Source organism: Thioalkalivibrio sp. AKL8 (genome assembly GCF_000380525.1).
Taxonomy (GTDB): Bacteria; Pseudomonadota; Gammaproteobacteria; order Ectothiorhodospirales; family Ectothiorhodospiraceae; genus Thioalkalivibrio; species Thioalkalivibrio versutus.
This window is the reverse complement of sequence record NZ_AQYF01000005.1, coordinates 179,141-203,581: the sequence shown is the minus strand read 5'-3', so window position 1 is coordinate 203,581 and position 24,441 is coordinate 179,141. Positions and strand designations below refer to the sequence as shown.

General features: G+C 66.6%; 20 protein-coding genes. 8 read left to right on the top strand and 12 right to left on the bottom strand.

The annotated features are described in order from the left end of the window. Window positions 1-22 precede the first annotated feature (22 nt). The gene (locus tag G335_RS0103935; RefSeq protein ID WP_018168893.1) at window positions 23-2,932 is read right to left on the bottom strand and encodes a molybdopterin oxidoreductase family protein; all 2,910 of its coding nucleotides are present in this window, start codon (window positions 2,930-2,932) and stop codon (window positions 23-25) included. A 235-nt stretch (window positions 2,933-3,167) separates the two neighbouring features. On the opposite strand from G335_RS0103935, the gene moaA reads away from it, so the two are divergent. Next, on the top strand, window positions 3,168-4,178 hold the full coding sequence (gene moaA, locus G335_RS0103930; RefSeq protein ID WP_018168892.1) for a GTP 3',8-cyclase MoaA: 1,011 nt from the start codon (window positions 3,168-3,170) through the stop codon (window positions 4,176-4,178). 96 nt (window positions 4,179-4,274) lie between these two features. Here the strand turns inward: moaA and G335_RS0103925 are convergent, their stop codons facing one another. Continuing rightward, on the bottom strand, window positions 4,275-4,763 hold the full coding sequence (locus tag G335_RS0103925; protein ID WP_018145067.1) for a universal stress protein: 489 nt from the start codon (window positions 4,761-4,763) through the stop codon (window positions 4,275-4,277). A gap of 310 nt (window positions 4,764-5,073) precedes the next feature. On the opposite strand from G335_RS0103925, the gene G335_RS0103920 reads away from it, so the two are divergent. After that, window positions 5,074-6,579, top strand: a complete 1,506-nt coding sequence (locus G335_RS0103920; RefSeq protein WP_018175974.1) for a SulP family inorganic anion transporter — start codon at window positions 5,074-5,076, stop codon at window positions 6,577-6,579. A gap of 266 nt (window positions 6,580-6,845) precedes the next feature. Further along, window positions 6,846-7,574, top strand: a complete 729-nt coding sequence (locus tag G335_RS0103915; protein WP_018175973.1) for a rhomboid family intramembrane serine protease — start codon at window positions 6,846-6,848, stop codon at window positions 7,572-7,574. A 115-nt stretch (window positions 7,575-7,689) separates the two neighbouring features. Here the strand turns inward: G335_RS0103915 and G335_RS0103910 are convergent, their stop codons facing one another. Beyond that, window positions 7,690-9,810 carry a TonB-dependent receptor gene (locus G335_RS0103910; protein ID WP_018175972.1) on the bottom strand — a complete coding sequence of 707 codons (2,121 nt, stop codon included), beginning with the start codon at window positions 9,808-9,810 and terminating at the stop codon, window positions 7,690-7,692. A gap of 243 nt (window positions 9,811-10,053) precedes the next feature. Between G335_RS0103910 and G335_RS0103905 the strand changes: the two genes are divergently transcribed. Further along, window positions 10,054-11,079: a porin gene (locus tag G335_RS0103905; RefSeq protein WP_018168888.1), complete on the top strand. Its 1,026-nt coding sequence runs from the start codon at window positions 10,054-10,056 to the stop codon at window positions 11,077-11,079. Between the two features lie 121 nt (window positions 11,080-11,200). On the opposite strand, the gene G335_RS0103900 is transcribed toward G335_RS0103905, so the two are convergent. Together G335_RS0103900 and G335_RS0103895 are read right to left on the bottom strand one after the other, a co-directional pair. After that, complete coding sequence (locus G335_RS0103900) at window positions 11,201-12,073, bottom strand: dienelactone hydrolase family protein (RefSeq protein WP_018175971.1); 873 nt, start codon at window positions 12,071-12,073, stop codon at window positions 11,201-11,203. A 113-nt stretch (window positions 12,074-12,186) separates the two neighbouring features. Then, window positions 12,187-12,651, bottom strand: coding sequence for a tRNA (cytidine(34)-2'-O)-methyltransferase (locus G335_RS0103895; RefSeq protein ID WP_018168886.1), 465 nt, complete (start codon window positions 12,649-12,651; stop codon window positions 12,187-12,189). Between G335_RS0103895 and G335_RS0103890 the strand changes: the two genes are divergently transcribed. After that, entirely contained in the window at window positions 12,650-13,642 is a 993-nt protein-coding gene (locus G335_RS0103890) for a dihydroorotate dehydrogenase (RefSeq protein ID WP_018168885.1), read from the top strand. The two genes, G335_RS0103895 and G335_RS0103890, sit on opposite strands and share 2 nt — an antisense overlap. A 339-nt stretch (window positions 13,643-13,981) precedes the next feature. Here the strand turns inward: G335_RS0103890 and ntrC are convergent, their stop codons facing one another. From ntrC to G335_RS0103860, 6 genes are all read right to left on the bottom strand, one after another. Beyond that, window positions 13,982-15,418, bottom strand: coding sequence for a nitrogen regulation protein NR(I) (gene ntrC, locus G335_RS0103885; RefSeq protein ID WP_018145059.1), 1,437 nt, complete (start codon window positions 15,416-15,418; stop codon window positions 13,982-13,984). Continuing rightward, complete coding sequence (glnL, locus tag G335_RS0103880) at window positions 15,418-16,515, bottom strand: nitrogen regulation protein NR(II) (protein WP_026312996.1); 1,098 nt, start codon at window positions 16,513-16,515, stop codon at window positions 15,418-15,420. The genes ntrC and glnL overlap by 1 nt, the downstream gene beginning before the upstream one ends. 188 nt (window positions 16,516-16,703) lie before the next feature. Then, window positions 16,704-17,351 carry a DUF4124 domain-containing protein gene (locus tag G335_RS0103875; protein WP_018168883.1) on the bottom strand — a complete coding sequence of 216 codons (648 nt, stop codon included), beginning with the start codon at window positions 17,349-17,351 and terminating at the stop codon, window positions 16,704-16,706. A 102-nt stretch (window positions 17,352-17,453) separates the two neighbouring features. Further along, window positions 17,454-18,308 carry a hypothetical protein gene (locus G335_RS0103870; protein ID WP_018168882.1) on the bottom strand — a complete coding sequence of 285 codons (855 nt, stop codon included), beginning with the start codon at window positions 18,306-18,308 and terminating at the stop codon, window positions 17,454-17,456. Next, window positions 18,308-18,703 carry a DUF2782 domain-containing protein gene (locus tag G335_RS0103865; RefSeq protein ID WP_018168881.1) on the bottom strand — a complete coding sequence of 132 codons (396 nt, stop codon included), beginning with the start codon at window positions 18,701-18,703 and terminating at the stop codon, window positions 18,308-18,310. Before G335_RS0103865 ends, G335_RS0103870 begins: the two co-directional genes overlap by 1 nt. Continuing rightward, window positions 18,703-19,428 carry a TIGR00730 family Rossman fold protein gene (locus tag G335_RS0103860; RefSeq protein ID WP_018145054.1) on the bottom strand — a complete coding sequence of 242 codons (726 nt, stop codon included), beginning with the start codon at window positions 19,426-19,428 and terminating at the stop codon, window positions 18,703-18,705. The genes G335_RS0103865 and G335_RS0103860 overlap by 1 nt, the downstream gene beginning before the upstream one ends. Before the next feature lie 144 nt (window positions 19,429-19,572). Between G335_RS0103860 and polA the strand changes: the two genes are divergently transcribed. The 3 genes from polA to G335_RS0103845 are packed head-to-tail and all read left to right on the top strand — an operon-like array spanning window position 19,573 to window position 23,453. Beyond that, window positions 19,573-22,275, top strand: a complete 2,703-nt coding sequence (polA, locus tag G335_RS0103855; protein WP_018175970.1) for a DNA polymerase I — start codon at window positions 19,573-19,575, stop codon at window positions 22,273-22,275. Beyond that, complete coding sequence (locus G335_RS0103850) at window positions 22,276-22,794, top strand: hypothetical protein (protein ID WP_018175969.1); 519 nt, start codon at window positions 22,276-22,278, stop codon at window positions 22,792-22,794. Window positions 22,795-22,805: 11 nt separating this feature from the next. Beyond that, window positions 22,806-23,453: an SCO family protein gene (locus G335_RS0103845; RefSeq protein ID WP_018168877.1), complete on the top strand. Its 648-nt coding sequence runs from the start codon at window positions 22,806-22,808 to the stop codon at window positions 23,451-23,453. Between the two features lie 282 nt (window positions 23,454-23,735). On the opposite strand, the gene yihA is transcribed toward G335_RS0103845, so the two are convergent. Then, window positions 23,736-24,350: a ribosome biogenesis GTP-binding protein YihA/YsxC gene (gene yihA / locus G335_RS0103840; RefSeq protein WP_018175968.1), complete on the bottom strand. Its 615-nt coding sequence runs from the start codon at window positions 24,348-24,350 to the stop codon at window positions 23,736-23,738. Between the last annotated feature and the right edge of the window lie 91 nt (window positions 24,351-24,441).

Here is a 24,441-nt window from a genome sequence, read left to right as displayed (position 1 = left end):
GCCGTCGCGGAACCGGGCCGGATCAGTTTTTCTCGTCGTCCAGCGAACCGCGCGTGAGCACGTCGCGGATGTCGCGGTTCAGGTGCACGGGCTTGTGCGCGTGGTAGCGCAGCTGGTCCGGCGATTCGGACATGCCCGGCGTGGCCTTCACCTCGTCGAACTGCGGCCAGGCGCTCTGCTCGTCGGGACCGGCCGGGGTGATCTTGACCTTGAGGTCGTACCACGCGGCCTGCCCGGTGACCGGGTCGGAGTTGGTGATGTTGTCGATCGGGTCGCCCTTCTTCGGGAGCAGCTCGCTGATCAGGTGATTCATCAGGAAGCCCTTCTGCGACTCGTTCGCCTCCGGCTTCAGGCCCCAGGCGCCCTTCTGCTTGCCGATGGCGTTCCAGGTCCAGACGGTGCTGGGCTCGCAGCCCTCGATCAGCTTGACCTGCACGCGAATCTTGCCGTTGTGCGACTCCAGCCACACCCAGGACAGATCCTCGATGCCCATGGACTCCGCCTTCTGACGGTTCATGTACAGGTAGTTCTGGGCGCAGATCTGGCGCAGCCAGGCGTTCTGCGAATCCCAGGAGTGGTACATGAACATCGGACGCTGGTTGACCGCGTAGAACGGGTACTCGTCCTCGTCGATCCGGGTCTGCTCCAGCGGCTTGTGCCAGATGGGCAGCGGATCGAAGTACTGGGTCAGCCGGTCCTTGTGCTCCTGCTTGGTCGGTTGCGGGCCGTCGTACAGGCCCTGGCCGGCCAGCTTGAAGCGCTGCTGGGTCTCGGAGTAGATCTCGATCGTGATCGGATCGGTCTTGCCTACCCAGCCGGCGTGCTTGGCCAGCTCCAGGTAGTCCTTGTTGGCGTAGCGGTAGAACTGCTGATTCGGCGCCAGGTGGTACAGGAAGAACCCCTGGTTCTCGATGTACGCCTCCCACTGCTTCGGGTTCGGCTCGCCGCGCAAGTGGCTCTGGCCGTCCTTGCCGCGATAGCCGGACAGGAAGCCGATGCCCGGCTCCTTCTCGAAGTTGACGATGAAGTCCTTGTAATCCGAGAACTTGCGGCTGCCATCGTCCTTGGTGAACGCCGGGAACTTCAGGCGCCCGGCCAGCTCGACCATGACCTCCTGCCACGGCCGCACGTTGCGATCGGGCTCGAGGATCGGGTGGCGGATGGAGTCCGCCGCCGCGGCCGGCTCGGAGATCGGGCGGTCGAGCATGGAGATGGTGTCGTAGCGCTCCAGATAGGTGGTATCCGGCAGCACCAGGTCGGCGAAGCTGACCATCTCGGAATTGAACGCATCCGAGACCACCAGGAACGGGATCTTGTACTCGCCGTTCTCGTCCTTGGACCGCAGCATGTCCATCACTTCGGCGGTGTTCATCGTGGAGTTCCACGACATGTTCGCCATGAAGAAGATCAGGGTGTCGATCGGGTACGGGTCGGCGTTGACCGCGTTGGTCACCACCATGTGCATCATGCCGTGGTTGGACACCGGCGCATCCCAGGAGAAGGCCTTGTCGATGCGCAGCGGGTTGCCGTCGTCATCGATGACCAGATCCTCCGGCGCGGTCGGGAAACCGAGCGGCGGGCTCTTCAGCGGGGTGTTCGGGGCGCATTCCTTGGCCGGCTTGATGCCCGGCGGGATGTGCTTCGGATACGGCGGCTTGGCCAGGTGACCGCCGGGGCAGTCCACCGAGCCGAGCATGATCTGCAGCAGGTGAATCGCGCGGCAGGTCTGGAATCCATTGGAGTGCGCGGAGATGCCGCGCATCGCGTGCATGGACACCGGACGCCCGAACACCTTGTCGTGCTTGCGGCCCCAGGAGTCGGTCCACTCGATGTCGAGCTCGATGGTCTCCTTGAACGCGACGTGGGCCATCTCCAGCGCCAGGCGCTCGGTCTGCTCGGCCGGGATGCCGGTCACCGCGGCGGTATTCTCCGGGGAATACTCGTCCGCCAGGTAACGTTCGGCCAGCAGGGTCATCACGGTCTTGACCGGGCGGCCGTCCGGGGCGGTGTACTCGCCGAACAGGGCCGGCTTGATGTCGACCTGGCTGCCGTCGACGAAGGCCTCCTTCTCCAGTTCCCAGACCTGCGGGTTGCCGGCCTCGTCACGCAGGATCAGGCCGTCGCCCTTCTGGCCCGGGGTCTGTACGACCAGCTGGGTGGCGTTGGTGTAGCGCACCAGGAAGTCCCAGTCGAACTGGTCGTTCTTCAGCAGCACGTGCAGCATCGACAGCGCGAACAGGCCGTCGGTGCCGGGCTTGATGCCCACCCACTCGTCGGCGATCGCCTGGTAGCCGGTGCGCACCGGGTTGATCGCGACGAACTTGCCGCCGCTGCGCTTGAGCTTTTCCAGCCCGATCTTGATCGGGTTGGAGGCATGGTCTTCCGCCACACCCCAGAGCATGTGGTACTTGGTGCGATCCCAGTCGGGGTCGCCGAATTCCCAGAAGGCGAAGCCAGTGGTGTACAGGCCGCCGGCGGCCATGTTCACCGAGCAGAAGCCACCGTGGGCCGCCCAGTTGTAGGTACCGAACTGGGTTGCCCACAGGCCGGTCAGGGCCTGCATCTGGTCACGGCCGGTGAAGAACGCCAGCTTGCGCGGGTCGGTCTCGCGGATCTTCTGCAGGCGCGCGGACAGGGTGTCCAGCGCCTCGTCCCAGGAGATCGGCTCAAACTCGCCAGCACCGCGCTCGGTGCCCGGCTTGCGGCGCATCGGCTGGTGCAGGCGCGCCGGGGACTGCTGCTTCATGATCCCCGCGTTGCCCTTGGCGCAGAGCACACCCTTGTTGATCGGGTGGTGCCGATTCCCCTGGATGTAGCGGACCTTGTTGTCCTGGACGGTAACCTTGATACCGCAACGACAGGCGCACATGTAGCAGGTGGTGTACTTGATCTCCTGCTCGCCGTGCTTTTCGAATTCGGGCAACGCGCTCATGGGGGCGACCTCGTGATCTCGGTTCAGTTATGCATCGCGCATTGTGGACGGAGCGGACACATTCTGCCAACGAGTCTTTTCTATTTGCGGATAAACCAGAATTATCGGGTGAAGATTTTTTTTATTGTGACCCGAATCCACAGATGATTTGCACGTTCATGTGGCAAAGACCGCAAAATGATCTACGATGTGTACCACGGAACATATCGCCCCACTCGACGTCACAGGCCCGCCAATGGAACACGCCGACACCCCCACGGAAGGAAACGCCCTGATCGACGCCTTCGGTCGCCGCATCGAATACGTGCGCCTCTCGGTCACCGATCGCTGCGATCTGCGCTGTTTCTACTGCATGCCCAAGGGCTTTCGCGACTTCGAGGAGCCGGAACACTGGCTCAGCTTCGAGGAGATCGAGCGCGTGATGGGCGCCTTCGGTCGCCTCGGCACCCGCCGTGTGCGCCTGACCGGCGGCGAGCCCCTGGTGCGCAAGAACCTCCCGGATCTGGCCGCGCGCCTGAATGCCCTGCCCGGCATCGACGATATCTCGCTGTCCACCAACGCCACGCGCATGGCGCGCCATGCGCAGGAGCTGAAGGATGCTGGCGTCGACCGGATCAACGTCAGCCTCGATTCGCTCAAGCCCGAGGTCTTCAAGGAGATCACCGGCGGCAAGCTGGAGAAGGTGCTGGACGGGCTGATGGCCTCCAAGGCCGCGGGCCTCGCCCCAATCAAGATCAACATGGTCGTGATGGGCGGGATCAACGAGCCGGAGGTCGAGGACATGGTCGACTTCTGCATCGAGCACGGCTTCACCCTGCGCTTCATCGAGACCATGCCGATGGGCGACACGGGCCGCCAGGCGAAAGAGGGCCATTACGTGAACCTGCAGGATGTGCGTGCCCGCCTGGAGCCGCGCTACAACCTGGTGCCCGGCGTGATGCCCGGGGGCGGCCCGGCGCGCTACATGCAGATCCCGGATACCGATGTGCGCATCGGCTTCATCACCCCGATCTCGCAGCACTTCTGCGATACCTGCAACCGCGTGCGCCTGTCGGTGGACGGCACCATCTACACCTGCCTCGGCAACGACCACAGCCTGAACCTGCGCCCCTACCTGCGCGAGGGCTGTACCGATTCGGAACTGGAGGACCTGGTGGTTCAGGCCATCAACCTGAAGCCGGAACGCCACGAATTCTCCGAGCGCCCGGAGAAAGTCCTGCGCTTCATGTCCATGACCGGGGGCTGAGGCCCGGCCAGCCGGCACCGCGATGAGCATGCCGCAGGAACGAGAAAGGCCCGCTGAAAGCGGGCCTTCTGCATGCCGGGAGGGCTGCGAGCCGCTTCAGTCGACGGCGCCTTCCGGCGGCAGCTTTTCCTTCATCGAGTCGGACAGCGGCACGTCGTGCACCACCAGGACCGGCAGGCGCGCATTGCGCACCAGCCACTCGGTGGCAGAGCCGGAGAGCATGTTGGAGATCTGGCTGCGCCCACGGGTCCCCATCACGATCATGTCCGCACCCCACTCTTCGGCGTGGCGGGAAATTTCCTCGGGGGCGCTGCCCACGGCGATGGCGACGTCGTCGTCTGCCTCGGCCCACTCCTGCATCTGGGCACGCACCTTCTCCTCCGCAGCATTGCGCATGTCCTTCGCGTTCAGCGGCGACGAGCCCGCACCACTGAACGCACCGGCAGAGCTGGGACCGGCCACGTCCGACGGCTTCATCACATACAACAACCGCTTCTTCGCCCCCGGGCAGTGCTGGCGGGCAATCGCCAGGGCCGAGGCCGACGCGGGCGAGAAGTCGATGGCGATGATGACGCGCTGCAGCATGGGGATCCCCTTTGTGATCGCATGAAACCGACCCGGCGTACGCGCCCGGGGTCATGAAAACTTCAGAACCGACTACATAGAGTGGTACAATTTCGCGCCTTTCCTGAGCGGTTCTCAGTCTGTACTGGCACCGAACCGCTTGCAACCGCGCCATCCACTGGTGGCAACCGGGCCCGGCTACTTCCCGGGGAGGCACCGATCCAACCCTTCGCGTGGATCCGCGCCTCCCAAAGTCTCTGGTACCTGTTCGTTCACCCGTTGATCCCGACCCGGGTCGGCTTCGGCGCGCACCGGTATTGGGGAACGCAACGTGCAGCAGACCATACAAGACTTCCTGTCCCGCCAGCGCAAGGTCTGGTTCTTCAATGTCCGCGGCGACCTGATCGCCGGGATCGTGGTCGCACTGGCCCTGATCCCCGAGGCGATCGCCTTCTCCATCATCGCCGGCGTGGACCCGAGCGTGGGCCTGTACGCCTCGTTCACCATGGCGGTGGTGATCGCCTTCGCCGGCGGGCGGCCCGGAATGATCTCGGCGGCAACCGGGGCGATGGCCCTGCTCACGGTCACGCTGGTGGCCGAGCACGGGCTGCAGTACCTGCTGGCGGCCACCATCCTGACCGGGCTCATCCAGCTCCTGTTCTCGTGGGCCAAGCTCGCGCGCTACATGATGTTCATCCCGCGCACCGTGCTGGTCGGCTTCGTCAACGCGCTGGCGATCCTGATCTTTCTCTCCCAGGTGCCCTACCTGGTCGATGGCGACACCACCATGTGGGCGCTGGTCGCGGCCGGTCTGATCATCCTCTACGGCCTGCCGATGATCCCCGGCTACCCGAAGCTCCTGCCGCCACCGCTGGTCGCGATCATCGCGCTAACCGCCGTCGTCTACTACATGGGCATGCCCACGCTGGAAGTCGGCGACATGGGCGACCTGCCCTCCGGCCTGCCGGTGTTCCTGTTCCCGGACATCCCGTGGAACCTGGAGACCCTGCAGATCATCTTCCCGACCGCGTTCGCGCTGGCGATCGTTGGTCTGCTGGAGTCGCTGCTGACGGCCTCGATCCTCGATGACCTGACCGACACCCCCTCCGGCAAGAACCGTGAGGCCCAGGGCCAGGGCATCGCCAACATCGTCACCGGCTTCTTCGGCGGCATGGCCGGCTGCGCGATGATTGGCCAGTCGGTCATCAACATCAAGTCCGGCGGTCTCGGTCGGCTGTCGACCCTGTCGGCCGGCCTGTTCCTGCTGTTCTTCATCCTGGTGCTGGGCGATCTGGTCTCGATCATCCCGATGGCCGCACTGGTCGCGGTGATGATCATGGTCTCCATCGCCACCTTCGACTGGGGCTCGCTGACCACGCTGCACAAGTTGCCGCGCACCGATGCCGTGGTGCTGATCGTGACCGTCGCGGTCACCGTGATCACCCACGACCTGTCGATGGGCGTGTTCGCCGGCGTGCTGCTCTCCGCGATCTTCTTCGCACGCAAGATGGTCAAGGCGGTGGAAGTGAAGAGTGACCTGTCGGAGGACGGCAAGACCCGTATCTACACCGTTCGCGGCCAGCTCTTCTTCGTCGCCGTGGACAAGTTCATCGACAGCTTCGACTACCGCGAAGGCATCCATAACGTCGAGATCGACCTGACCCGCGCCTCGCTGTGGGACAGCTCGGCCGTGGCCGCGATCGACAAGGTGGTCGGCAAGTTCCGCCGTAACGGCATGGAGGTCGAAGTGAAGGCCCCGCGCGGCGAAAGCGGCGAACTCCACGACAAGCTTGCCCTGCACGACAAGGGCGCCGACCTGGGGCCGGGCGGGCACTAATCCCGCCGTTCGCCTTCGGCACCGTCATTGCGAGGAGCCGAAGGCGACGCGGCACAAAAAGCAGCGGAGCTGGGTTGAACGGCCGCACGCCGGCCCGAAGGGCGTGCGGAGCGAGTAACCGCCATCCGGAACCACCGGCTCCCGACTCGGTGCCAGCTTTGGGAGGTTGCCACGGCCCCTGCGGGGCCTCGCAATGACGGTGCCAGGGGCGGCGCCCGGGAGCCAGAGAGATTGGACCTCGTGCCCGAGCGTGGCAGGCTAGGCGCATGATGAATCTGCGCCGGCCGGCACCCCCGACCGATCCCAGGGCCGAACGCGAGCGCATTCGGCGCGCCCTGATGTGGCCCATGCTCGGGGCCGGCATCCTGATCGCGATCCATGCGCTGCAGGAGCTGACCGGCGGCGACTGGTCACGCCTGGGCATCCTCCCGCGCGACGCGGTCGGGGTGCTGGGCATCATCACCTCGCCGCTGATCCACGGCTCCTGGGGCCACCTGCTGGCCAATGTCCCGACCCTCTGGGTGCTAGGCATGCTGACCCTCTACGGCTTTCCCCAGGCCACGCGCACGGCGGTGCCGCTGATCTGGCTGATGGGTGGACTGGGCGTGTGGCTGTTTGCCCGCGAGGGGCTGCACATCGGGGCGTCCGGCCTTACCCACGGTCTGATGTTCTTCGCGGTCGTGATCGGGATTCGCCGCCGCGATGCGCTGTCCATCGCGCTCGCCATCATCATCCTGTTTCTTTACGGCAGCATGCTGTGGGGCGTGTTCCCCAGCGGGCCCAAGGTGTCGTTCGAGGCACACCTGTTCGGCGCGGTGGTGGGCGCGGCCTGCGGCGGGTTGCTGTACCGGCGTGACCCGTTACCCCCGGCGCGCCGATCCTCCTGGGAGGACGACGACGAGACCGACCCGGAGACCCTGCGCAAGATCGAGCAGGGGCGCCTGGACGAGATCGAGCCCGGGAAGTCGTCGGACGAGCCGTGGCGTCGTGATTAGTCGGACCCGTGTGTGGATGCGGTTCGCTGCGCTCAGCGCATCCTGCGATGATGCTTCCGGCCCCGCAGATCACAGGGTGCCGTGAGCGCAGCGAACCACACCGACCCCACCCCTCTCACTGTCCGAAATACATCCGCACCCCCGCCATCAAGGTCAGACCCGGCGCTGGCTCGTAGTAGCGGCCGCCCGCCGCATTGATCCGGATGTTGTCGACATTGTCAGCATCCAGCAGGTTGTTGGCGGCGACGAAGGCCTCGGCACGGGTATCGCCCTGCTGCCAGAACCGGCCGGCGCGCAGGTTCAGCGTCGTCTGCGGCCCCACCTTCTCCGTGTTCGCGTTGTCCACATAACGCGACCCCACATGCAGCGCGTCCACGGTCACGAACCAGGGGCCGTCGCGCCAGTCGGCCTCGACGAACAACTGCTCGCGCGGCAGCCCCGGCATCCGGTTGCCGTCATGGCGAACACCCTCGGCATCCTCGAACTCGCGAAAACGGAAACGATTGAGGCTTGCAGCGGCGCTCAGGGTCCACTGTGGGTTCAACCGCCAGTCTGCGCTTAGCTCAACGCCATCGCGGGCCGTGCGCCCGGCGTTGGTATAGAACGTCCGGTCGCCCTGACCTTCAAGCTGGTACGGCGACAGCTCGTCGCGCACCCGGGTAGCGTAGACCGAGGCCTCCCAGGAGAGCTGCGGATTCTCGCGCCGGATACCGACCTCGATACTGCGCGCCCGTTGTGGGTCCACCTCGGGGTTGAAGCCGCCTCCGCCCTCCGGATTGGCAAACTCGGTGAAGGTCGGGGTCTCGAAGTTGGTCGCCACATTCACGTAGGCGCGATACTCGGGCCGGAAGTGCCAGATCAGCCCGGCCATGCCGCTGGTCTCGTCAAAGGTCCGTCGGCCCGATCGGTCCGTGACGTCATCACCGTCGTCAAACCGCTCGACGAAGTGATCGTCGATGGACATGCGAATACGGTCGTGACGGGCGCCGGCCACCAGGTTCCAGTCCGACCCGAGTGCGGTATCGGTCTGCACGAACACCCCGCGCGAGCGGGCACGCTCCCGCTGGTCGAGCGCCAGGTCGCTCATGGGATCAACCGGGTCCGCGGAACACTCGCCGCCGTCGCGATCGAAAAGCCGGCCAGCAGAACAGCGCCGTGTGCGGTCATCGCGCTGTTCTTCCAGGTCGATGCCGGTGAGCACACGGGTCGCCCCAACGTCGCGCTCGTACTGGGCATTGACTCCAAAGAAATCGCGCTCGTAGGCGACGCGGGAATCACCGGGGAACGGCAACTGCTGCGCATAGTCGCGCTGGGTCCAGAATCCGCCCAGGCGCAGCTCGCCCCCGGCCAGCGGCTGCTCCCATTGCAGGCCGGTGGTCAGCTGTTCGGCGGACTGGGTACTGTCCAGCGCCGTGGCCAGCGGGGCCGCGGCACGCCGGTCCTCGCGCATCTCCTCGCGGGTCAGGCCGCCGGGATCGTCGGTGCGTGGCGCATCCAGGTAGCGCAGGTGAACGTTGAGCGTGCCGGCATCCAGTTCCGAGGCGGTATGCAGGCGCAGATAGCGCTTCTCGGCGGTGGACTGTTCGCGGTAGCCGTCGATGGCGAAATCATGTGCGGTCAGGGAATAGCGGTGGGTGCCGTGGTCCTGCTCCGCCACCGCCTCGGCGCGACGATAGCCGTAGCTGCCCAGCAGCACCCCGCCGCCGAAGCCGCGCGGATCCCGCCCATCGCGGGTGCGCGCAGCGATCACACCGCCGGAGGCATTGCCGTACAACGCCGCGCTGGGCCCGCGCAGCACCTCGATGTCGCGCAGGTTCAGCAGATCGATGGCATCCACCTGCGACTGGCCGTCCGGCGTGGTCTCGGGGACCCCGTCCTGGAGGATGCGCAGTCCACGCACCCCGAACGGGGCGCGCGAACCGAAACCGCGGATCGAGATTCGCGCATCCTGGGCAAAGTTGTAGCGGTTCTGGCCGAACAGCCCCGGCACACGGTTGAGCGCCTCGTCCAGCTGCAGACCCTGCCGCCCCTCGGTGGCCTGGCGGTCGTCGACCCGGCTGACCGCCGCCGGCAGATCCGCCAACGGGGTCGCCAGGCGCGGCGCCGTCACCGTGATCTCGACCGGATCGAGCACCGGCGGCGCCTCATCCTCCGCGCCGCTTGCCGGGGATACAACCAGAAGGGGCCACAGCATCCAGCCACTCAGGCGGGGGATCGTCGACTCCGATGCTTCCAATGCCGCACCTCCTCTCGCTCGCCCCGAGACCTCCAGTAGACCGGAAACCGGCTCCTCATCGGAAGGACCCATCGCCTTGCGGCGGGTTCCGTTCGAAGCCGTGTCATTTCCGCAACGGTGTGGCCTTTTAACGGGATCTTCATGAGCGCTTAACCAGGGCGTCACCCGGCCTCCCCATGCTTGCGCCCTGTCGAGAGGCACTCGCGTCTCGCCAACGTTCAAACGCAAATAGGGGAGAAATCCATGAACCGCAAGCACCTGCTGACCAGCCTGATCGCCGCCGGCCTGGTCGTCCCGGCCCTGGCCACCGCCGACTGGACGCTGTACGGGCGGGCCCACCTGTCCGCCGACATCCTGGATGACGGCGCCGAATACAACGAATTCAACGTCTCGAGCAATTCCAGCCGCCTGGGCTTCAAGGGCGAGCGCGAATTCCGCGAACAGCTGGTCGGCATGTTCCAGATCGAGCAGCAGATCGATTTCGACACCAACGGCACAAACTTCGCGACCCGCGACACCTTTGTGGGCCTGAAGGGTTCCGAGTGGGGCATGCTGCGCATCGGCAAGTTCGACACCCCGTTCAAGCGCGCCCGTGGCCCGGCCAACTTCTTCGGCGATCAGGTCGGCGATATGCGCAACCTGACTCGCTCACGCGCCCAGACCGGACGTTTCGACGAGCGCTTCAACAACAGCATCCACTACCAGACCCCCAGCTTCGGCGGCCTGACCTGGAACATCCAGTACGCCAACGAGACCGGCGATGCCTCCACCGTGGACGGTGCGACCAACAAGGCCTACTCCACCTCGCTGAATCTCAACATGGGCGACCTGACCGGTGCCCTGGCCTACGAAAAACAGGAAGACGGCGCGATGGATCCGGATGCCTGGCGCCTGGCCGTTGGCTACCGCATCACGCCGGCCTTCCGCATGGGTGCCTTCTACCAGAACTCGGAAACTACCAATGGCGACGAAGCAGATGTGTACGGCCTGGGCGGGCAGTTCCGCCTGACATCGAACATGTACCTGAACGGCCACGCCTTCCAGCTGGATTCCGATCTGGACGATGCCGACGCCACCATGTATGCGCTTGGCCTCGAATACCGTGTCGACAGTGACCTGCGTTTCTACGGCAACGTCGCAATGGTCGACAACGACGCGAACTCCGCCTTGAGCCCCTGGAGTGCGGCCCGCAGTGCCAACCCCGACGATGCCAACCCCCTCGCCCAGACGGCCACGGCACTGTCGATCGGCATGCGCTACGACTTCTAAGGCCGTAGCACGGACACCCCGACGGCCAGGACCGCCGGGGCGTCTACCATCCCAGGCCCTGCCGGATTACGCCCCGGCGGGGCCTTTTTCGTTGGTGCCCAGCTCGCGGACGGCAGCGAGGTCAGTCGCGCAGGTGCTGGTTGACGAAGCGGGTGACGCGGATCATGGCGTCGCGCGATGCGAGGTCGTCGGCGAAGGTGCGGTTGTTGCCGTTGCGGAAGTCGAAGCCGCGGCCCACGCCCGGGTATTCGATCCAGTGCACTTCGCCCCCGCGGCTTGCGAGACCATCGGCGGCCATGCGCGCGGTGCGGTGGCGCTGGTACTGCTCCTCGTCCCCGATCAGGATCATCATCGGGATCTCGAGCTCGTTGACCTCGTTGGCGTAGCGATACACCTGGTGCGGCTCGCCCAGGTTCGGGTCCTGCAGGTGCGGGTAGTAGCCGGCCCAGCAGGCGACATCCTCGACCTGGCGCTCGAAGGTGACGGCGACCTTGAGCGCCTTGTAGCCGCCACGGGTGATGGACACCAGACAGGCGCGGTCACCCACGATGTCGTCGCGTTCCAGCAGCACGTCCAGACCCTGGTTCAGGTCACCTTCCAGCTCGTAGTCATGGTCCAGAGGATGACTCTCCATAAAGCGGCCGGTGTACAGATCCGGCGCCAGCACGACGAAGCCGCGCGCGGCCAGGCGCTTCACGTGCAGCTCGGCCAGATCGTCCAGGCCGCGCCGGCCATGGGTCCAGAGGATTGCGGGATAGTCCTCACCGTCCGCCGGACGGGCGACCATCGCCGGAATGCCGATGCCATCGCGCTCGTATTCGATGCGTTCGATCGCCACCTCGTGGTTTTCGAGATCGGCGTACATGACCCCGTCCTCCCACCAGTCGTCGTCCCACCACCAGTTGTCGGAACCGGTGGGTTCATCGGCCGCCAGCGGGGCCGAGATCAGGGCCGTGGCGGCCAGCAGACAGAAAGAACGCAGCACTGGAAACATCGGAAACCTCTCGTGGTGGACGTACGGGCGCGATCGCCCTCGAAAGACGGACGGCGCGGGTGCTTTCTTCCGAGGGTAGTGCAATCCCGCACGCCGTACCTGCTGACTCGGCGTCATGCGCCGTCGGGAAACCCCAGCTGGCGCCAGGCCTCGTAGACCACCACCGCCACGGCATTGGAAAGGTTGAGGCTGCGGCTGCCCTCGCGCATCGGGAGGCGCAGGCGATGCTCCGACGGCAGGGTATCCAGGACGGACTCCGGCAGGCCTCGCGTCTCGGGACCGAACAACAAGGCATCGCCATCGCGGAAGGTCGGGGCGTCGTAGCGAACCTGCCCGCGCGTGGTCATGGCGAAGACCCGGCCAGGCTGCACCGATTCCCGCCAATGGTCGAGGCTGTCATACTCTTGCACCCGGGCCAGCTCGTGATAGTCGAGCCCGGCGCGGCGCGCCCGCGCACTGTCCAGCTCGAAGCCTAGCGGATGGATCAGGTGCAGCGCCGCCCCGGTATTGGCCGCCAGACGAATGATATTGCCCGTGTTCGGCGGGATCTCCGGTTCATAGAGGACGATGTGAAGCATGAGTGATTCGCGCACCGATCCGCGGCTGGCCCTGGAATTCTGCGGCCTGCATTTGAACACGCCGCTGGTGCTGCTGTCCGGCTGTGTCGGCTTCGGCGAGGAGTACACCCGCGTGGCCGGCTTTTCCAACCGCGATGCGGGCGCGATCTGCCTGAAGGGCACGACCGGCCAGGCGCGGCTGGGCAACGCCCCGCACCGCGTCTACGAGACCCCGGACGGCATGCTGAACGCAATCGGCCTGCAGAACCCCGGGGTCGATCACGTGGTGGACCACACCCTGCCACAGCTCGATTTCGACGAGACGCGCTTCTTCGCCAACGTCTCGGGCTCCACCCTCGAGGAGTACATCGAGGTCACCCGACGCTTCGACGACTCGCCGATCGACGCCATCGAGATCAACATCTCCTGCCCCAACGTGAAGGAAGGCGGCGTCGCCTTCGGCAACGATCCCGACATGTCCGCGCGGGTGGTCGAGGCCTGCCGCAAGGTCACCTCCAAGCCGCTGATCACCAAGCTCTCGCCCAACCAGACCGACATCGCCGAGAACGCCCGGCGCTGCATCGAGGCCGGCACCGACGCGTTTGCGGTGATCAACACCCTGATGGGCATGGCGGTGGACGTGGAGAACCGCCGCGCGGTCATCGGCAACAACCAGGGCGGGCTGTCCGGCCCGGCGATCAAGCCGATCGCGCTGCTGAAGGTGCAGCAGGTCTACCAGGTGGCCGCGCCGCACAACGTGCCGATCATCGGCCAGGGCGGCGTGATGAACGCCACCGACGCGCTGGAGTTCCTGATCGCCGGCGCCAGCACCGTGGGCGTGGGCACGGGCCTGTTCTACGACGCGCTGTGCCTGCCGAAGATCCTGCATGGCATCAGCGACTACATGGACCGCCACGGCTACACCCACGTGCGCGACCTGACCGGCACCCTGCAGCTGAACGGTGCCGTCTCCGCCTGCGCCCCACCCGCTCCGCAGGATCCCACCACCTGAAAGGCCGGTTCACTAAAGAGCCTGTTGACCACGAAGCACACGAAGGCGCGAAGAAGGGCGAGATCAAGGGCGCTTCACAGGAAGAAGGAAAGTCCTGAGGGTTCGAGGGTGGGGCACTTGGTCTCCGACCCGGGACCCTGACAGAGGGGTAGGATGCGTTGAGCCATGCGAAACGCATCGGGGCCGGGCCACCCCGTGTGGCCGATGCGATTCGCTACGCTCATCGGCATCCTACCCGTAACAAAACGATCCCTGGTTTTCTCCGTGTCCTCCGTGATCTCTGTGGTTAAATCGCCCTTGCCCTTCTTCGTGCCTTCGTGGGCTTCGTGGTGAAAAAACCTACTCGTCGTCGAGGCCGAGTTCCTGGATCTTGCGAGTGAGGGTGTTGCGGCCCCATCCAAGCAGGGCGGCCGCCTGCTGGCGGTGACCACCGGTCGCGTTCAGGGCCTCGCGGATCACCGTGCGTTCCATCTGCGGCAGGACCGAGCCCAGCAGGTCGTGATCGCCGCGCTGCCAGTGCTGACGGGCGACCTGGGCGAGTTCGGCGGTCCAGTCCCGCGGACCGGCAGCGACACGGACCGGGGCACTCCCGGGCTCGGCACGGCTCTCGGTCGGCTGGTGCAACTCGGCCGGCAGGTCATCCAGGTGCACCTCCCGGCCCGATGCCATGACGGTGAGCCAACGGCAGGTGTTTTCCAGCTGGCGGACGTTCCCCGGCCACGGCAAACGCTGCAGCTCCGCGACCACCTCGGGGCGCATGGTCTTGGCCTCCACCCCCAGTTCCTGAGCGACCTCGGCCATGAAGTGCTGTACCAGCAACGGGATATCCTCCGGCCGCTCGCGCAGGGATGGCACGTGGATGCGGATCACGTTCAGGCGGTGGAACAGATCCTCGCGGAACAAGCCCGCGCGGACGCGTTCTTCCAGGTCCTGGTGGGTCGCGGCGATGATGCGCACGTCCACCCGGATCGGGGTATGCCCGCCCACACGGTAGAACGTGCCATCGGACAGCACCCGCAACAGGCGCGTCTGCAGGTCGAACGGCATATCGCCGATCTCGTCGAGGAACAGGGTGCCGCCGTCGGCCTGCTCGAAGCGGCCCTTGCGACTCTGGTTGGCCCCGGTGAACGCGCCGCGTTCGTGACCGAACAGTTCGCTTTCCAGCAGATCCTTGGGGATGGCCGCGGTGTTCAGCGCGATCAACGGCTGGTCGGCGCGCGGGCTGTGCTGGTGCAGGGCCCGCGCGACCAGCTCCTTGCCGGTACCGGATTCGCCGTTGATCAGCACGGTGATATTGCTGCGCGAGAGCCGCCCGATGGCACGGAACATCTCCTGCATGGCCGGGGCCTCGCCGATGATCGGGGTCTCCTCGATCTCGGGACCGGCGGGACCGTTCTCCTGCCCGGCACGGCGCGCCTCCAGCGCGCGCTGCACCAGGGCCACGGCCTCGTCCACGTCGAACGGCTTGGGCAGGTACTCGAAGGCCCCGGTCTGGTAGGCGCCCACCGCGCTCTCCAGATCGGAGAAGGCGGTCATGATGATGACCGGCGGCGGATCCGGGCGGGTCTGCATGCGGGCGAGGAAATCCAGCCCGTTCAGGCCCGGCATGCGGATGTCGGCGACGATGGTGTCCGGGACCGGATCCCGCTCGAGCGCCGCCCAGGCAGCGTCCGCGGTCTCGAAGCCGCGCACGGCGATCGCGTGACGCTGGAGGGCGCGTTCCAGCACCCAGCGGATCGAGTCGTCGTCGTCAATGATCCAGACGATGGGTTCCATCAGTGCGTCTCCTCCCGGCCCTGGGGGGAATCAATAGGAAGCAGGATGTCGAATGAGGTCGCCCCCGGGCGCGAATGGCATTCGATCAAGCCGTCATGCAGCTGGATCAGGCTCTGGGCAATCGGCAGCCCCAGCCCGGTGCCCTCGGCGCGCCCGGTGACCATCGGGAAAAAGATGCGTTCGCGGATCTCCTCCGGGATGCCGGGGCCGTTGTCGCGCACACTCAGTTTGGCCACCAGCCGGTGGCGCTTTCCGGAGATCGTGTACTGGCGCAGGATCCGCGAGCTCAGGGTGATCTGCCCCCCGTCTTCCAGTGCATGCACCGCGTTCTGCACCAGGTTGAGGATGGCCTGCACCAGCATGTCGCGATCCGCCTGCACGTCGGGAATACTGGGGTCGTAGTCGCCGCGGATCTTCAGCCCCAGCGGCAGTTGCACGCTGACCAGGCCCCGCACGTGCTCCAGGACCTCGTGCAGATTGACGGCCTCGCGCCGCGGCATGTTGTTCGGCCCCAGCATGCGGTCGACCAGGCTGCGCAGGCGGTCCGCCTCGCGGATGATGATCTGGGTGTATTCCTTGAGGCCCGAGTCGTCCAGCTCGCTGGCGAGCAACTGCGCCGCGCCGCGCAGCCCGCCCAGCGGGTTCTTGATCTCGTGGGCCAGCCCGCGCGTCACTGCACGGGTGATCGCCTGCTGCTTCTGCAACTGTTCCTCGCGGCTGATGCGCTCGTGGCGGTCGATGGCGTTCAGTTCGAACAGCAACTGGCCTGGCCGCTCGCCGGCCGGGTGCAGTGGCGTGATGATCACGTCGGCCAGGAAGCTGTCGGCTCGCAGGGGCTCCATCTGACGGGCACGCAGCGTGATCGGCTGATCCAGGGTCAGCGCCGAACGCAAGCGGTTGGCCAGATTCCGGTCCAGCTTGAGCCATTGCCCCAGTCCGTAACCGACGATGCGTTCGCGGCTCAGCCCGAGCAGGACCTCAGCCGCACTGTTCAGGCTCAGCAGGCGCAGGTCCGCATCGGTCACCAGCACCGCCGTGGAGAGGTCGTCCCACCAGGGCGGGGTGGTCATACCGGGATTGGCAAGGGGCGTAGTCATCGAAAGGCCTCAAGCAGGAATCGCGCCAAGCGAAAATCGCCGGGCGGGACGCTGAAGCCGAGGGCTGCGTCACACCAGAAGCCTGGCCGCCGACACCCTTGAAACCGAAACGCCCCAGATTGGTGCAAGTGTAGCACCAATCTGGGGCGCAAGCCGCACCACTTCGGTGCGCTATACGAGGGCCGCCGTCAATTCGGGCCAGGCGTCACCGGCTGCGGCGCCCGGGGAGCCTGCGGTGCCTGCGGTGCACCGCCCGACGGAAACTGCTGGGGCCGTTGCTGCTGTTGCTGGCTGCGCGGGATGGCCATGCGCAGCACGTTGAACTCGATGGTATCGCTGGCGCCCAGTTCCTGACCCGACTCGTCCACGACCCGCGCCTGCAGGGTATAGGCACCGCGGTTCAGGCCCTGGAAGGTCGCGCTCGTCGAAGCCCCCTCGCCGGCGGCCTCCCCGTCCAGCAGCCAGACCACGCGGTGGCCGGCGTCGGCATCAAGCGCCGGTTCAAGCTCGAGCTCGGCGGTCACGTTGCCGTCGTTCGCCCGCACGCCCTCGCCATCCTCCGGCCGCGCGATGGCGACCCGCTGGTAGGCACCCTCCACCTCCGGCTGGCCGCGGGGGCGCACCGGACGTTCGAGGATCTCGCGCGCGCCCTCCAGCGGCACGCCCCGCATCGGCTCACGCACATCGACCGACTCGCTACGGCTCCCCTCGGGGGGCCGGTCGCCGAAGTGGACATTGCCCTGATCGTCGGTCCAGCGATAGACGTCGGCACTCAGGAGCGCAGGGGCGAGAAGGGCGGCCAGGGGCAGCGCCAGCCAGACAGCGATTCGGAACATGGGCTTTCCTCCTTGGAAGGCACGGATCCACGACCCCGCCTCGTTGTGTTTGCGAACGACTGGCCCAGGCGCCCCACACGTCCGTGCGGGCCGGCTGGGCCATCAAGCCGCGGCGCGAACCCAGATACCCTGCAAGCGAGCCGCTTCTGCCTGAAGGGCTGCCAGCCGTTCGCGCTCGGTGCGCCCATCGGCCCCGGCCTCCAGTGCGGCGAGCCAGTCGTCCAGCGCAGCCAGGCGCAGCAGGGTCGGCGCCGCCCCTCGCTCGATGGCGGTCAACGGTCGCCGTCCGTTATATCCGGACAGCAACGCCCGGTAGCCCTCGGCATCCGGCCGCCCCGCGTCATCCACGGCGACCGCCAGGGCGAGCCGTGCGACCTGCCAGAAGGCCGGCACCGGCGCGGGCGGGAGGACCAGATCGGCCAGGCCGGCGCCCTCCGGATAGATGCGGACCGTCTGCCAGACACTTCCCGCCAGCGGCAGGTCCTCGAAACGGTAAAGCCCCTGATGGTGCAGCTCGGCATCCAGGATCGCCCGCGATTCGGCATCCAGCGAAGACGTGATTGTGTCCGCACGCTCGCGCATCCTCTGCTGCAGCACGCCGCGTCGGTAGCCGTCTCCAGCAGGCAGGGCACCGGCCGTGTGGCGGCCCTGCCAGTCGGCCGCGCGCTCGCCCAGGGCCTCCAGGCTGCCAGGCCCTTCGGCCGCGACCGTGCCCTGAATGGCCTGGCCACGCTCGAGCACCAGGACCACCTGCCCGGCCGCATCATCCGCACCCCGGCCGATCACGCGGCCACAGCCAGCAGGGACCTCGGCGAGGGCCTGCTCCAGGGCCGGCGCCGCGGCGGCCGGCAGGCGCAGGCACTGCACCGGCCGGCCGTCGAGTTCCGGCCCCTCGGGACCGGCCGTCAGTGCCAGGCCGGCAAGCTCGCCGCAGCCCTGAATTTCGGATTCATTCATTACCATCGGAAAATCACCCAGGACGGGGGTACAAAGTCGGGATCCAGCTCATTGCGGCGACCATCCAGCGTGCCATCGCCGGTGGTATCGATGAGGTAGTAGGTCGGGCCGACCGCAGGCGTAACCTCGACCATCACCAGCTGGCCGCCCATGCGGTATTCGCGCCGCGTCTCGCCATCGCGCTCGATAATGATGATGTCGGCCTCTTCCAGGGAGCGCTGCTCGCGGGCGCGCTCGTCCAGCACCGGGGGCGGCGGATCGGCAGCCTCGTCCAGTTCCGGCGGCGGCGGGGCATCCCCCCACTCGCGGTCTTCCTGCGCCAGCGCCGAACCGGGCACCAGCAGCAGGGCCGCCAGCAGCGACAGGGGCAGGCTCAGGCGGGTCGGGGTCATCATCACAGCTCCATCAGTCGTTTCTTTTCTTCCGCGGACGGCTCGAAGCTGCGCGTCTCGTAGTGCTCGAAGATCGCGCTCACCACATCCTCCGGCGAATCTACCAACGAGTATAGCTGCAGGTCCTCCTCGTCGATGGTGCCCTGTTCCACCAGGGTGTCCTGGAACCAGTCGAGCAGCCCCTTCCAGAACTCGCTGCCCACGAGGACCACGGGAATACGCCGAGTCTTGCCGGTCTGCACCAGCGTCAGGATCTCCGCCAGCTCGTCCAGCGTGCCAAAGCCGCCCGGCAGGACCACGTAGGCGGATGCATACTTCACGAACATCACCTTGCGCGAAAAGAAGTGGCGAAAGCCCAGCCCCACGTCTTGGTAATCATTCGCACTCTGCTCGTGGGGTAGCTGGATATTCAGGCCGATGCTGGGCGAGCGCCCGCCGAAGGCCCCCTTGTTGGCCGCCTCCATGATGCCCGGACCGCCGCCGCTGACCACCGCAAAGCCGGCATCCGACAGCTGGCGCGCGGTCGTCTCGCCCAGCTGGTAATAGCGATGCTCCGGGGGGAAGCGGGCAGAACCAAAGATGCTGACCGAGGGCTTGATGTGCGCCAGGCGCTCGAAGCCCTCCACGAACTCCGCCATGATCTGGAAGATCTTCCAGCTTTCGCGGGTCAGGGCAGAGTCATCAATCGGACGCAGGCCCGGGTGTTCGGCACGTTCACGGTTGTTCATGCGGCGGGTTCCTCGGATGGAGACTCAAGCGTAACGGGCGCCCCGCGTCCATACAAACGTATCCATACAAATGGCCCGCACGAATGGGCGCCTCACGGCCAGCCCTGTAGAATGGCGCGCGTTCCCTGTCCGGATTCCGCCTGCATGTCGCAACCGCCTCTCGTCCTGGTCGACGGCTCGTCCTACCTGTTCCGCGCGTTCCACGCCCTGCCGCCACTGACCGCGCCGGATGGCGCCCCGACCGGCGCGATGATCGGTGTGGCCAACATGCTGCGCAAGCTGCGCGCGGACTACGGGCCGGAGCACATGGCGGTGGTGTTCGACGCCAAGGGCAAGACCTTCCGCGATGACATCTACCCCGAATACAAGGCCACCCGCCCCCCGATGCCGGATGAGCTGGCGGCCCAGATCGAGCCTCTGCACGAGCTGGTCCGGGCGATGGGCCTACCGCTGCTGTGCGTCGGGGGTGTCGAGGCCGACGACGTGATCGCGACCCTGGCCGACCAGGCGGCGCGCGCCGGCCACGCGGTGGTGATCTCCACCGGCGACAAGGACCTCGCCCAACTGGTGGATGACCGCATCACGCTGGTGAACACCATGAGCGGCGTCACCCTGGACCCGGACGGCGTGCAGGAGAAGTTCGGCGTCGCCCCGGAGCAGATCGTCGACTATCTCGCGCTCATGGGCGACAGCGTCGACAACATCCCGGGCGTCGACAAGGTCGGCCCGAAGACCGCGGCCAAGTGGATCGCGAAGTACGGTGACCTCGATACCATCCTCGAGCAGGCCGACGACATCGGCGGCAAGATTGGCGAGAACCTGCGCGCGGCCGCCGACCGGCTGCCGACCTCGCGCGAGCTGATTACGGTCAAGCGCGATGTCGAGCTGGACATCGGCCCCGATGACCTCGCCATCCAGGAACCGGACCATGAACGCCTGCTGGAGATGGTGCGCCGCTACGGCTTCACCCGCTGGCGTGCGGAACTGGAGGGCGGCAACGGCGAGGCCGCAGGCGACAACCCCGGGCCAGCGAAGGCACAGGGGACCTACCAGACCGTTCGCGAAGAGGCCGATTTCGCTGGGCTACTGGAGCGTCTGGACAAGGCCGAGCGCGTGGCCTTCGACACCGAGACCACCAGCCTGGATGCGATGCGGGCCGAACTGGTAGGCATGTCGTTCGCGTTCGAGCCGGGTACCGCGTACTACCTGCCGCTCGCCCATACCGGGCCGGATGCGGACCCGCAGTTACCGTTCGACGCGACGCTGGAGCGCCTGAAGCCGTGGCTGGAGTCCACGGACCACGGCAAGCTCGGACATCACCTGAAGTACGACCGCAACGTACTGGGGAATCACGGCATCACCCTGCGCGGGATCCAGGACGACACCCTGCTCGAATCCTTCTGCCTGGACGCCGGCGCCAACCGCCACGACCTGGACTCCCTGGCCGAGCGACACCTGGACTACAAGACCACGCACTACGAGGACGTGGCGGGCAAGGGCGCGAAGCAGATTCCGTTCGCCGAAGTGGATATCGGCATCGCCACCGATTACGCCGGCGAGGATGCCGACATCTGCCTGCAACTGGATGCGGTGTTCCAGCCGCGCCTGAAGGAAGCGGAAGGGCCGGCGTTCGTCTATCGCGAGATCGAGATGCCGCTGGTCCCGGTGCTGGCGGATATCGAGCGCGCAGGCGTGAAGGTCGACCCGGACCAGCTCGGCGCGCAGAGCCAGGCGCTGCTGACCGAGATGGAGCGTATCGAGCGCGAGGCCTTCGAGGAGGCCGGCGGCGAGTTCAACCTCGGCTCGCCCAAGCAGATCCAGGAGATCCTGTTCGAACGCCTGGGGCTGCCGGTGCTGCGGCGCACGCCCAAGGGCCAGCCCTCGACCGCCGAGGACGTGCTGGAACAGATGGCGGGTGACTACGCCCTGCCACGCCTGATCCTGGAGCACCGCGGGCTGTCCAAGCTGCGCAGCACCTACACCGAGACCCTGCCCCGGCGCATCCACCCCAAGACCGGGCGGGTGCATACGTCCTATCACCAGTCGGGCGCGGCCACCGGACGCCTGTCGTCGTCGGAACCGAACCTGCAGAACATCCCCGTGCGCACCGAGGCCGGGCGGCGCATCCGCCAGGCCTTCATCGCCGAGCCAGGCCACCAGCTGCTGGCGGCCGACTACTCGCAGATCGAGCTGCGCATCATGGCCCATCTGTCGCAGGATGCGGGCCTGCTGCGCGCCTTCGCCGAGGGGCAGGACATCCACCGCGCGACCGCCGCCGAGGTCTTTGGCACAGAGCCGGACCAGGTCTCGAACGACCAGCGCCGGGCGGCCAAGGCGATCAACTTCGGGTTGATCTACGGCATGTCCGCCTGGGGGCTGGCGCGCAACCTCGGCATCGAGCAGGGCGAGGCGCGCGAATACATCGACCGCTACTTCAATCGCTATCCCGGCGTGCACGACTATATGGAGAAGGCCCGCGCCAGCGGGCGCGAGAACGGCTTTGTCGAGACGCTCTTCGGCCGCCGCCTGTACCTGCCGGAGATCAACAGCCGCAACGGTGCCCGGCGCCAGCAGTCCGAGCGCGTCGCAATCAACGCCCCGATGCAGGGCACGGCCGCCGACATCATCAAGCGCGCGATGGTACGGGTCGCGAACGACCTGGCCGAGTCAGCAATCGAGGCCCGCATGATCATGCAGGTACACGATGAACTCGTATTCGAAGTCGCCGACGACGCACTGGATGCATTGACCGACCTCGTGCGCCAGGCCATGAGCGGCGCCGCCGATCTCGACGTCGAGCTGGTGGTGGATATCGGCGTCGGCGCCAACTGGGACGATGCGCACTAAATGACGGACGCGCCCGCCATGCGCTTCAATCGGGTCGCCCCCTGGCTGGTCGCGATCCTGTTGCTGGCCACGGCATGGGTGCTGGCTGATCGCTATCTGGACACCGGCGGTTCGGGCGACGTCACGATTCTCCAGCCAGGCGAGTGCGATCTGAACGTCGCCCCCTGCACCGCCACCCATCCGGCAGGCGGCACGCTCACCCTGGAGATCGCGCCGCGCCCGGTGCCGATGCTGCAACCCCTGGCCCTGACCCTGGATCTGGATGCGACCGCGCGGACCCACTTGGGCGACCCGGAGGCCCTGGAACTGGACTTGGCCGGGGTGGAGATGTACATGGGCTTCCAGCGCCCGCGACTGGAACATACCGGTGACGGGCGCTACACCGGCGAGACCACCCTGCCCATCTGCACCACCGAGGCCATGACCTGGGCCGCCACCGTAATGCCCGCGGGCGACCCCGATGCGGCCCGGGTCCAGTTCCGCTTCGTCACCCGCCGCAGCCACAGCGACACACCCTGAGGGAGATCGACATGCAGCGCATTCCGCTGAGCAGCCTGTTATGGGCGCTGGCCGTGCTGGCGGCCGGTGCCCTGCTCGTCTTCGTGATGCTCCGCCCGGCACCGCCGCCCGTGCCCCAGGGGGCCGACCACGAACGCCTGCCGGTGGCGGATGCGGTATCCGGCGGGCCGATCGAACTGCCGGTATCCACCGAGGGCAACCGGTTCCGGCTCGCGGACCTGGAAGGGCAATACGTCTGGGTGTACTTCGGCTACACCGCCTGCCCGGATGCCTGCCCCACCAGCCTGGGCTGGATCAGCGCCGCGCTGGATCGCCTGCCCCCGGAACTGGAGGACAAGGTGGCCGCGGTACTGGTGAGCGTCGACCCGGAACGCGACGACGCCCAGCGCCTGGAAACCTACGTCGGCCACTTCCACCCGGCCATCCAGGCCGCCACGGGTCCCCACGAGGAGCTACGACCGATCACCGAACGCTACGGGGTGTTCTACGAGCGCACCGAGATCGACTCGGCCATGGGGTATGTGGTGGATCACAGCTCGTCCACCTACCTGATCGGGCCCGAAGGCGAACTACTGGAGATCCACCCGCACGGCACATCGGCAAGCGAGCTGATGGCCACCCTGCAGGCGCGAATCGAGGGCCGTGAGGGCCGCGAATAAGTTCGCCTCTTCCGCGCCGGACGCTTGTGTGAGCCTGGGGCAATCGATTCTGTGAACAAATTCGCAATCGAGACGGATCCGGCCGGAACTTTGCCCGGACGACGCTTTCTCACCTCATAAGCGCTCTAGCCCAGCGCGGCCCGCTTCTCTCCCTGAGCGGGCAATAGGCCTCTCCACCCCCTGTAGAGGCCGAAATTAGCCCCGGTCCCACCCCAAGGCCGGGGCTTCTTTTTGTCCAAGCCTCCTGACCCAACGCCTGACACCCGTCCCTATGCCCGTGGGTCAATCGGACTCGTGGTCAACCAGCCAGTCGCCGAGCAGGCCGCGCAAATCGTCCACGCCCTGGTTTTTCAGGGAAGAAAAGGTCTGCAGCGTCGCCTCCACGCCCATGACCTCGAGCTCGCCATGGGCCTTGCGCAGCTGCCGATCGGCCTCCTGGCGCGAGAGCTTGTCCGCCTTGGTCAACACACAGTGCAGGCGGCAGCGCTCCAGCGGGACCCACTCCAGCAGCTGGCGATCCAGGTCCGTCAGCGGGCGGCGGATATCCATGATCAGCACCAGCCCGATCAGGTTTTGGCGCGTCCGCAGATATGCCCCCAGCAACTGGTCCCACTCGGCCCGCTTGCCGGCCGAGACCTTGGCAAAGCCGTAACCCGGCAGGTCCACCAGCCGCCAGTGCTCTGCCGGCGGCAGACTGAACAGGTTGATCTCCTGGGTGCGTCCCGGTGTGCGCCCGACCCGCGCCAGCGCCTTGCGCCCGCACAGGGCATTCAGGGCACTCGACTTACCGGCATTGGAACGCCCGGCGAAGGCGATCTCGACGCCGGCATCCTCGGGGAGCTGGGATAGCTGAGCCACCCCGCGCATGAAGGCGGTCTCGCGGAATCGGGGTTGCATGGGGGGATACTGTCCTTGGCCGAGTGCGGGGCTCGGTTTATTTTTGAGTACAAATTAGCATTGTGCTATAAACTGCGCCCCTTATGTTGAT

Bases quoted from the DNA above. Each gene is read 5' to 3' on its own strand.
- moaA (WP_018168892.1), top strand. From the start codon at position 3,168: ATGGAACACGCCGACACCCCCACGGAAGGAAACGCCCTGATCGACGCC.
- G335_RS0103870 (WP_018168882.1), bottom strand. From the start codon at position 18,308: ATGAATGAATCCGAAATTCAGGGCTGCGGCGAGCTTGCCGGCCTGGCA.
- G335_RS0103915 (WP_018175973.1), top strand. From the start codon at position 6,846: ATGATGAATCTGCGCCGGCCGGCACCCCCGACCGATCCCAGGGCCGAA.
- G335_RS0103925 (WP_018145067.1), bottom strand. From the start codon at position 4,763: ATGCTGCAGCGCGTCATCATCGCCATCGACTTCTCGCCCGCGTCGGCC.
- ntrC (WP_018145059.1), bottom strand. From the start codon at position 15,418: ATGGAACCCATCGTCTGGATCATTGACGACGACGACTCGATCCGCTGG.
- G335_RS0103895 (WP_018168886.1), bottom strand. From the start codon at position 12,651: ATGCTTCACATCGTCCTCTATGAACCGGAGATCCCGCCGAACACGGGC.
- G335_RS0103905 (WP_018168888.1), top strand. From the start codon at position 10,054: ATGAACCGCAAGCACCTGCTGACCAGCCTGATCGCCGCCGGCCTGGTC.
- G335_RS0103890 (WP_018168885.1), top strand. From the start codon at position 12,650: ATGAGTGATTCGCGCACCGATCCGCGGCTGGCCCTGGAATTCTGCGGC.
- G335_RS0103865 (WP_018168881.1), bottom strand. From the start codon at position 18,703: ATGATGACCCCGACCCGCCTGAGCCTGCCCCTGTCGCTGCTGGCGGCC.
- glnL (WP_026312996.1), bottom strand. From the start codon at position 16,515: ATGACTACGCCCCTTGCCAATCCCGGTATGACCACCCCGCCCTGGTGG.
- G335_RS0103875 (WP_018168883.1), bottom strand. From the start codon at position 17,351: ATGTTCCGAATCGCTGTCTGGCTGGCGCTGCCCCTGGCCGCCCTTCTC.
- yihA (WP_018175968.1), bottom strand. From the start codon at position 24,350: ATGCAACCCCGATTCCGCGAGACCGCCTTCATGCGCGGGGTGGCTCAG.
- G335_RS0103845 (WP_018168877.1), top strand. From the start codon at position 22,806: ATGCAGCGCATTCCGCTGAGCAGCCTGTTATGGGCGCTGGCCGTGCTG.
- G335_RS0103860 (WP_018145054.1), bottom strand. From the start codon at position 19,428: ATGAACAACCGTGAACGTGCCGAACACCCGGGCCTGCGTCCGATTGAT.
- G335_RS0103900 (WP_018175971.1), bottom strand. From the start codon at position 12,073: ATGTTTCCAGTGCTGCGTTCTTTCTGTCTGCTGGCCGCCACGGCCCTG.
- polA (WP_018175970.1), top strand. From the start codon at position 19,573: ATGTCGCAACCGCCTCTCGTCCTGGTCGACGGCTCGTCCTACCTGTTC.
- G335_RS0103850 (WP_018175969.1), top strand. From the start codon at position 22,276: ATGACGGACGCGCCCGCCATGCGCTTCAATCGGGTCGCCCCCTGGCTG.
- G335_RS0103935 (WP_018168893.1), bottom strand. From the start codon at position 2,932: ATGAGCGCGTTGCCCGAATTCGAAAAGCACGGCGAGCAGGAGATCAAG.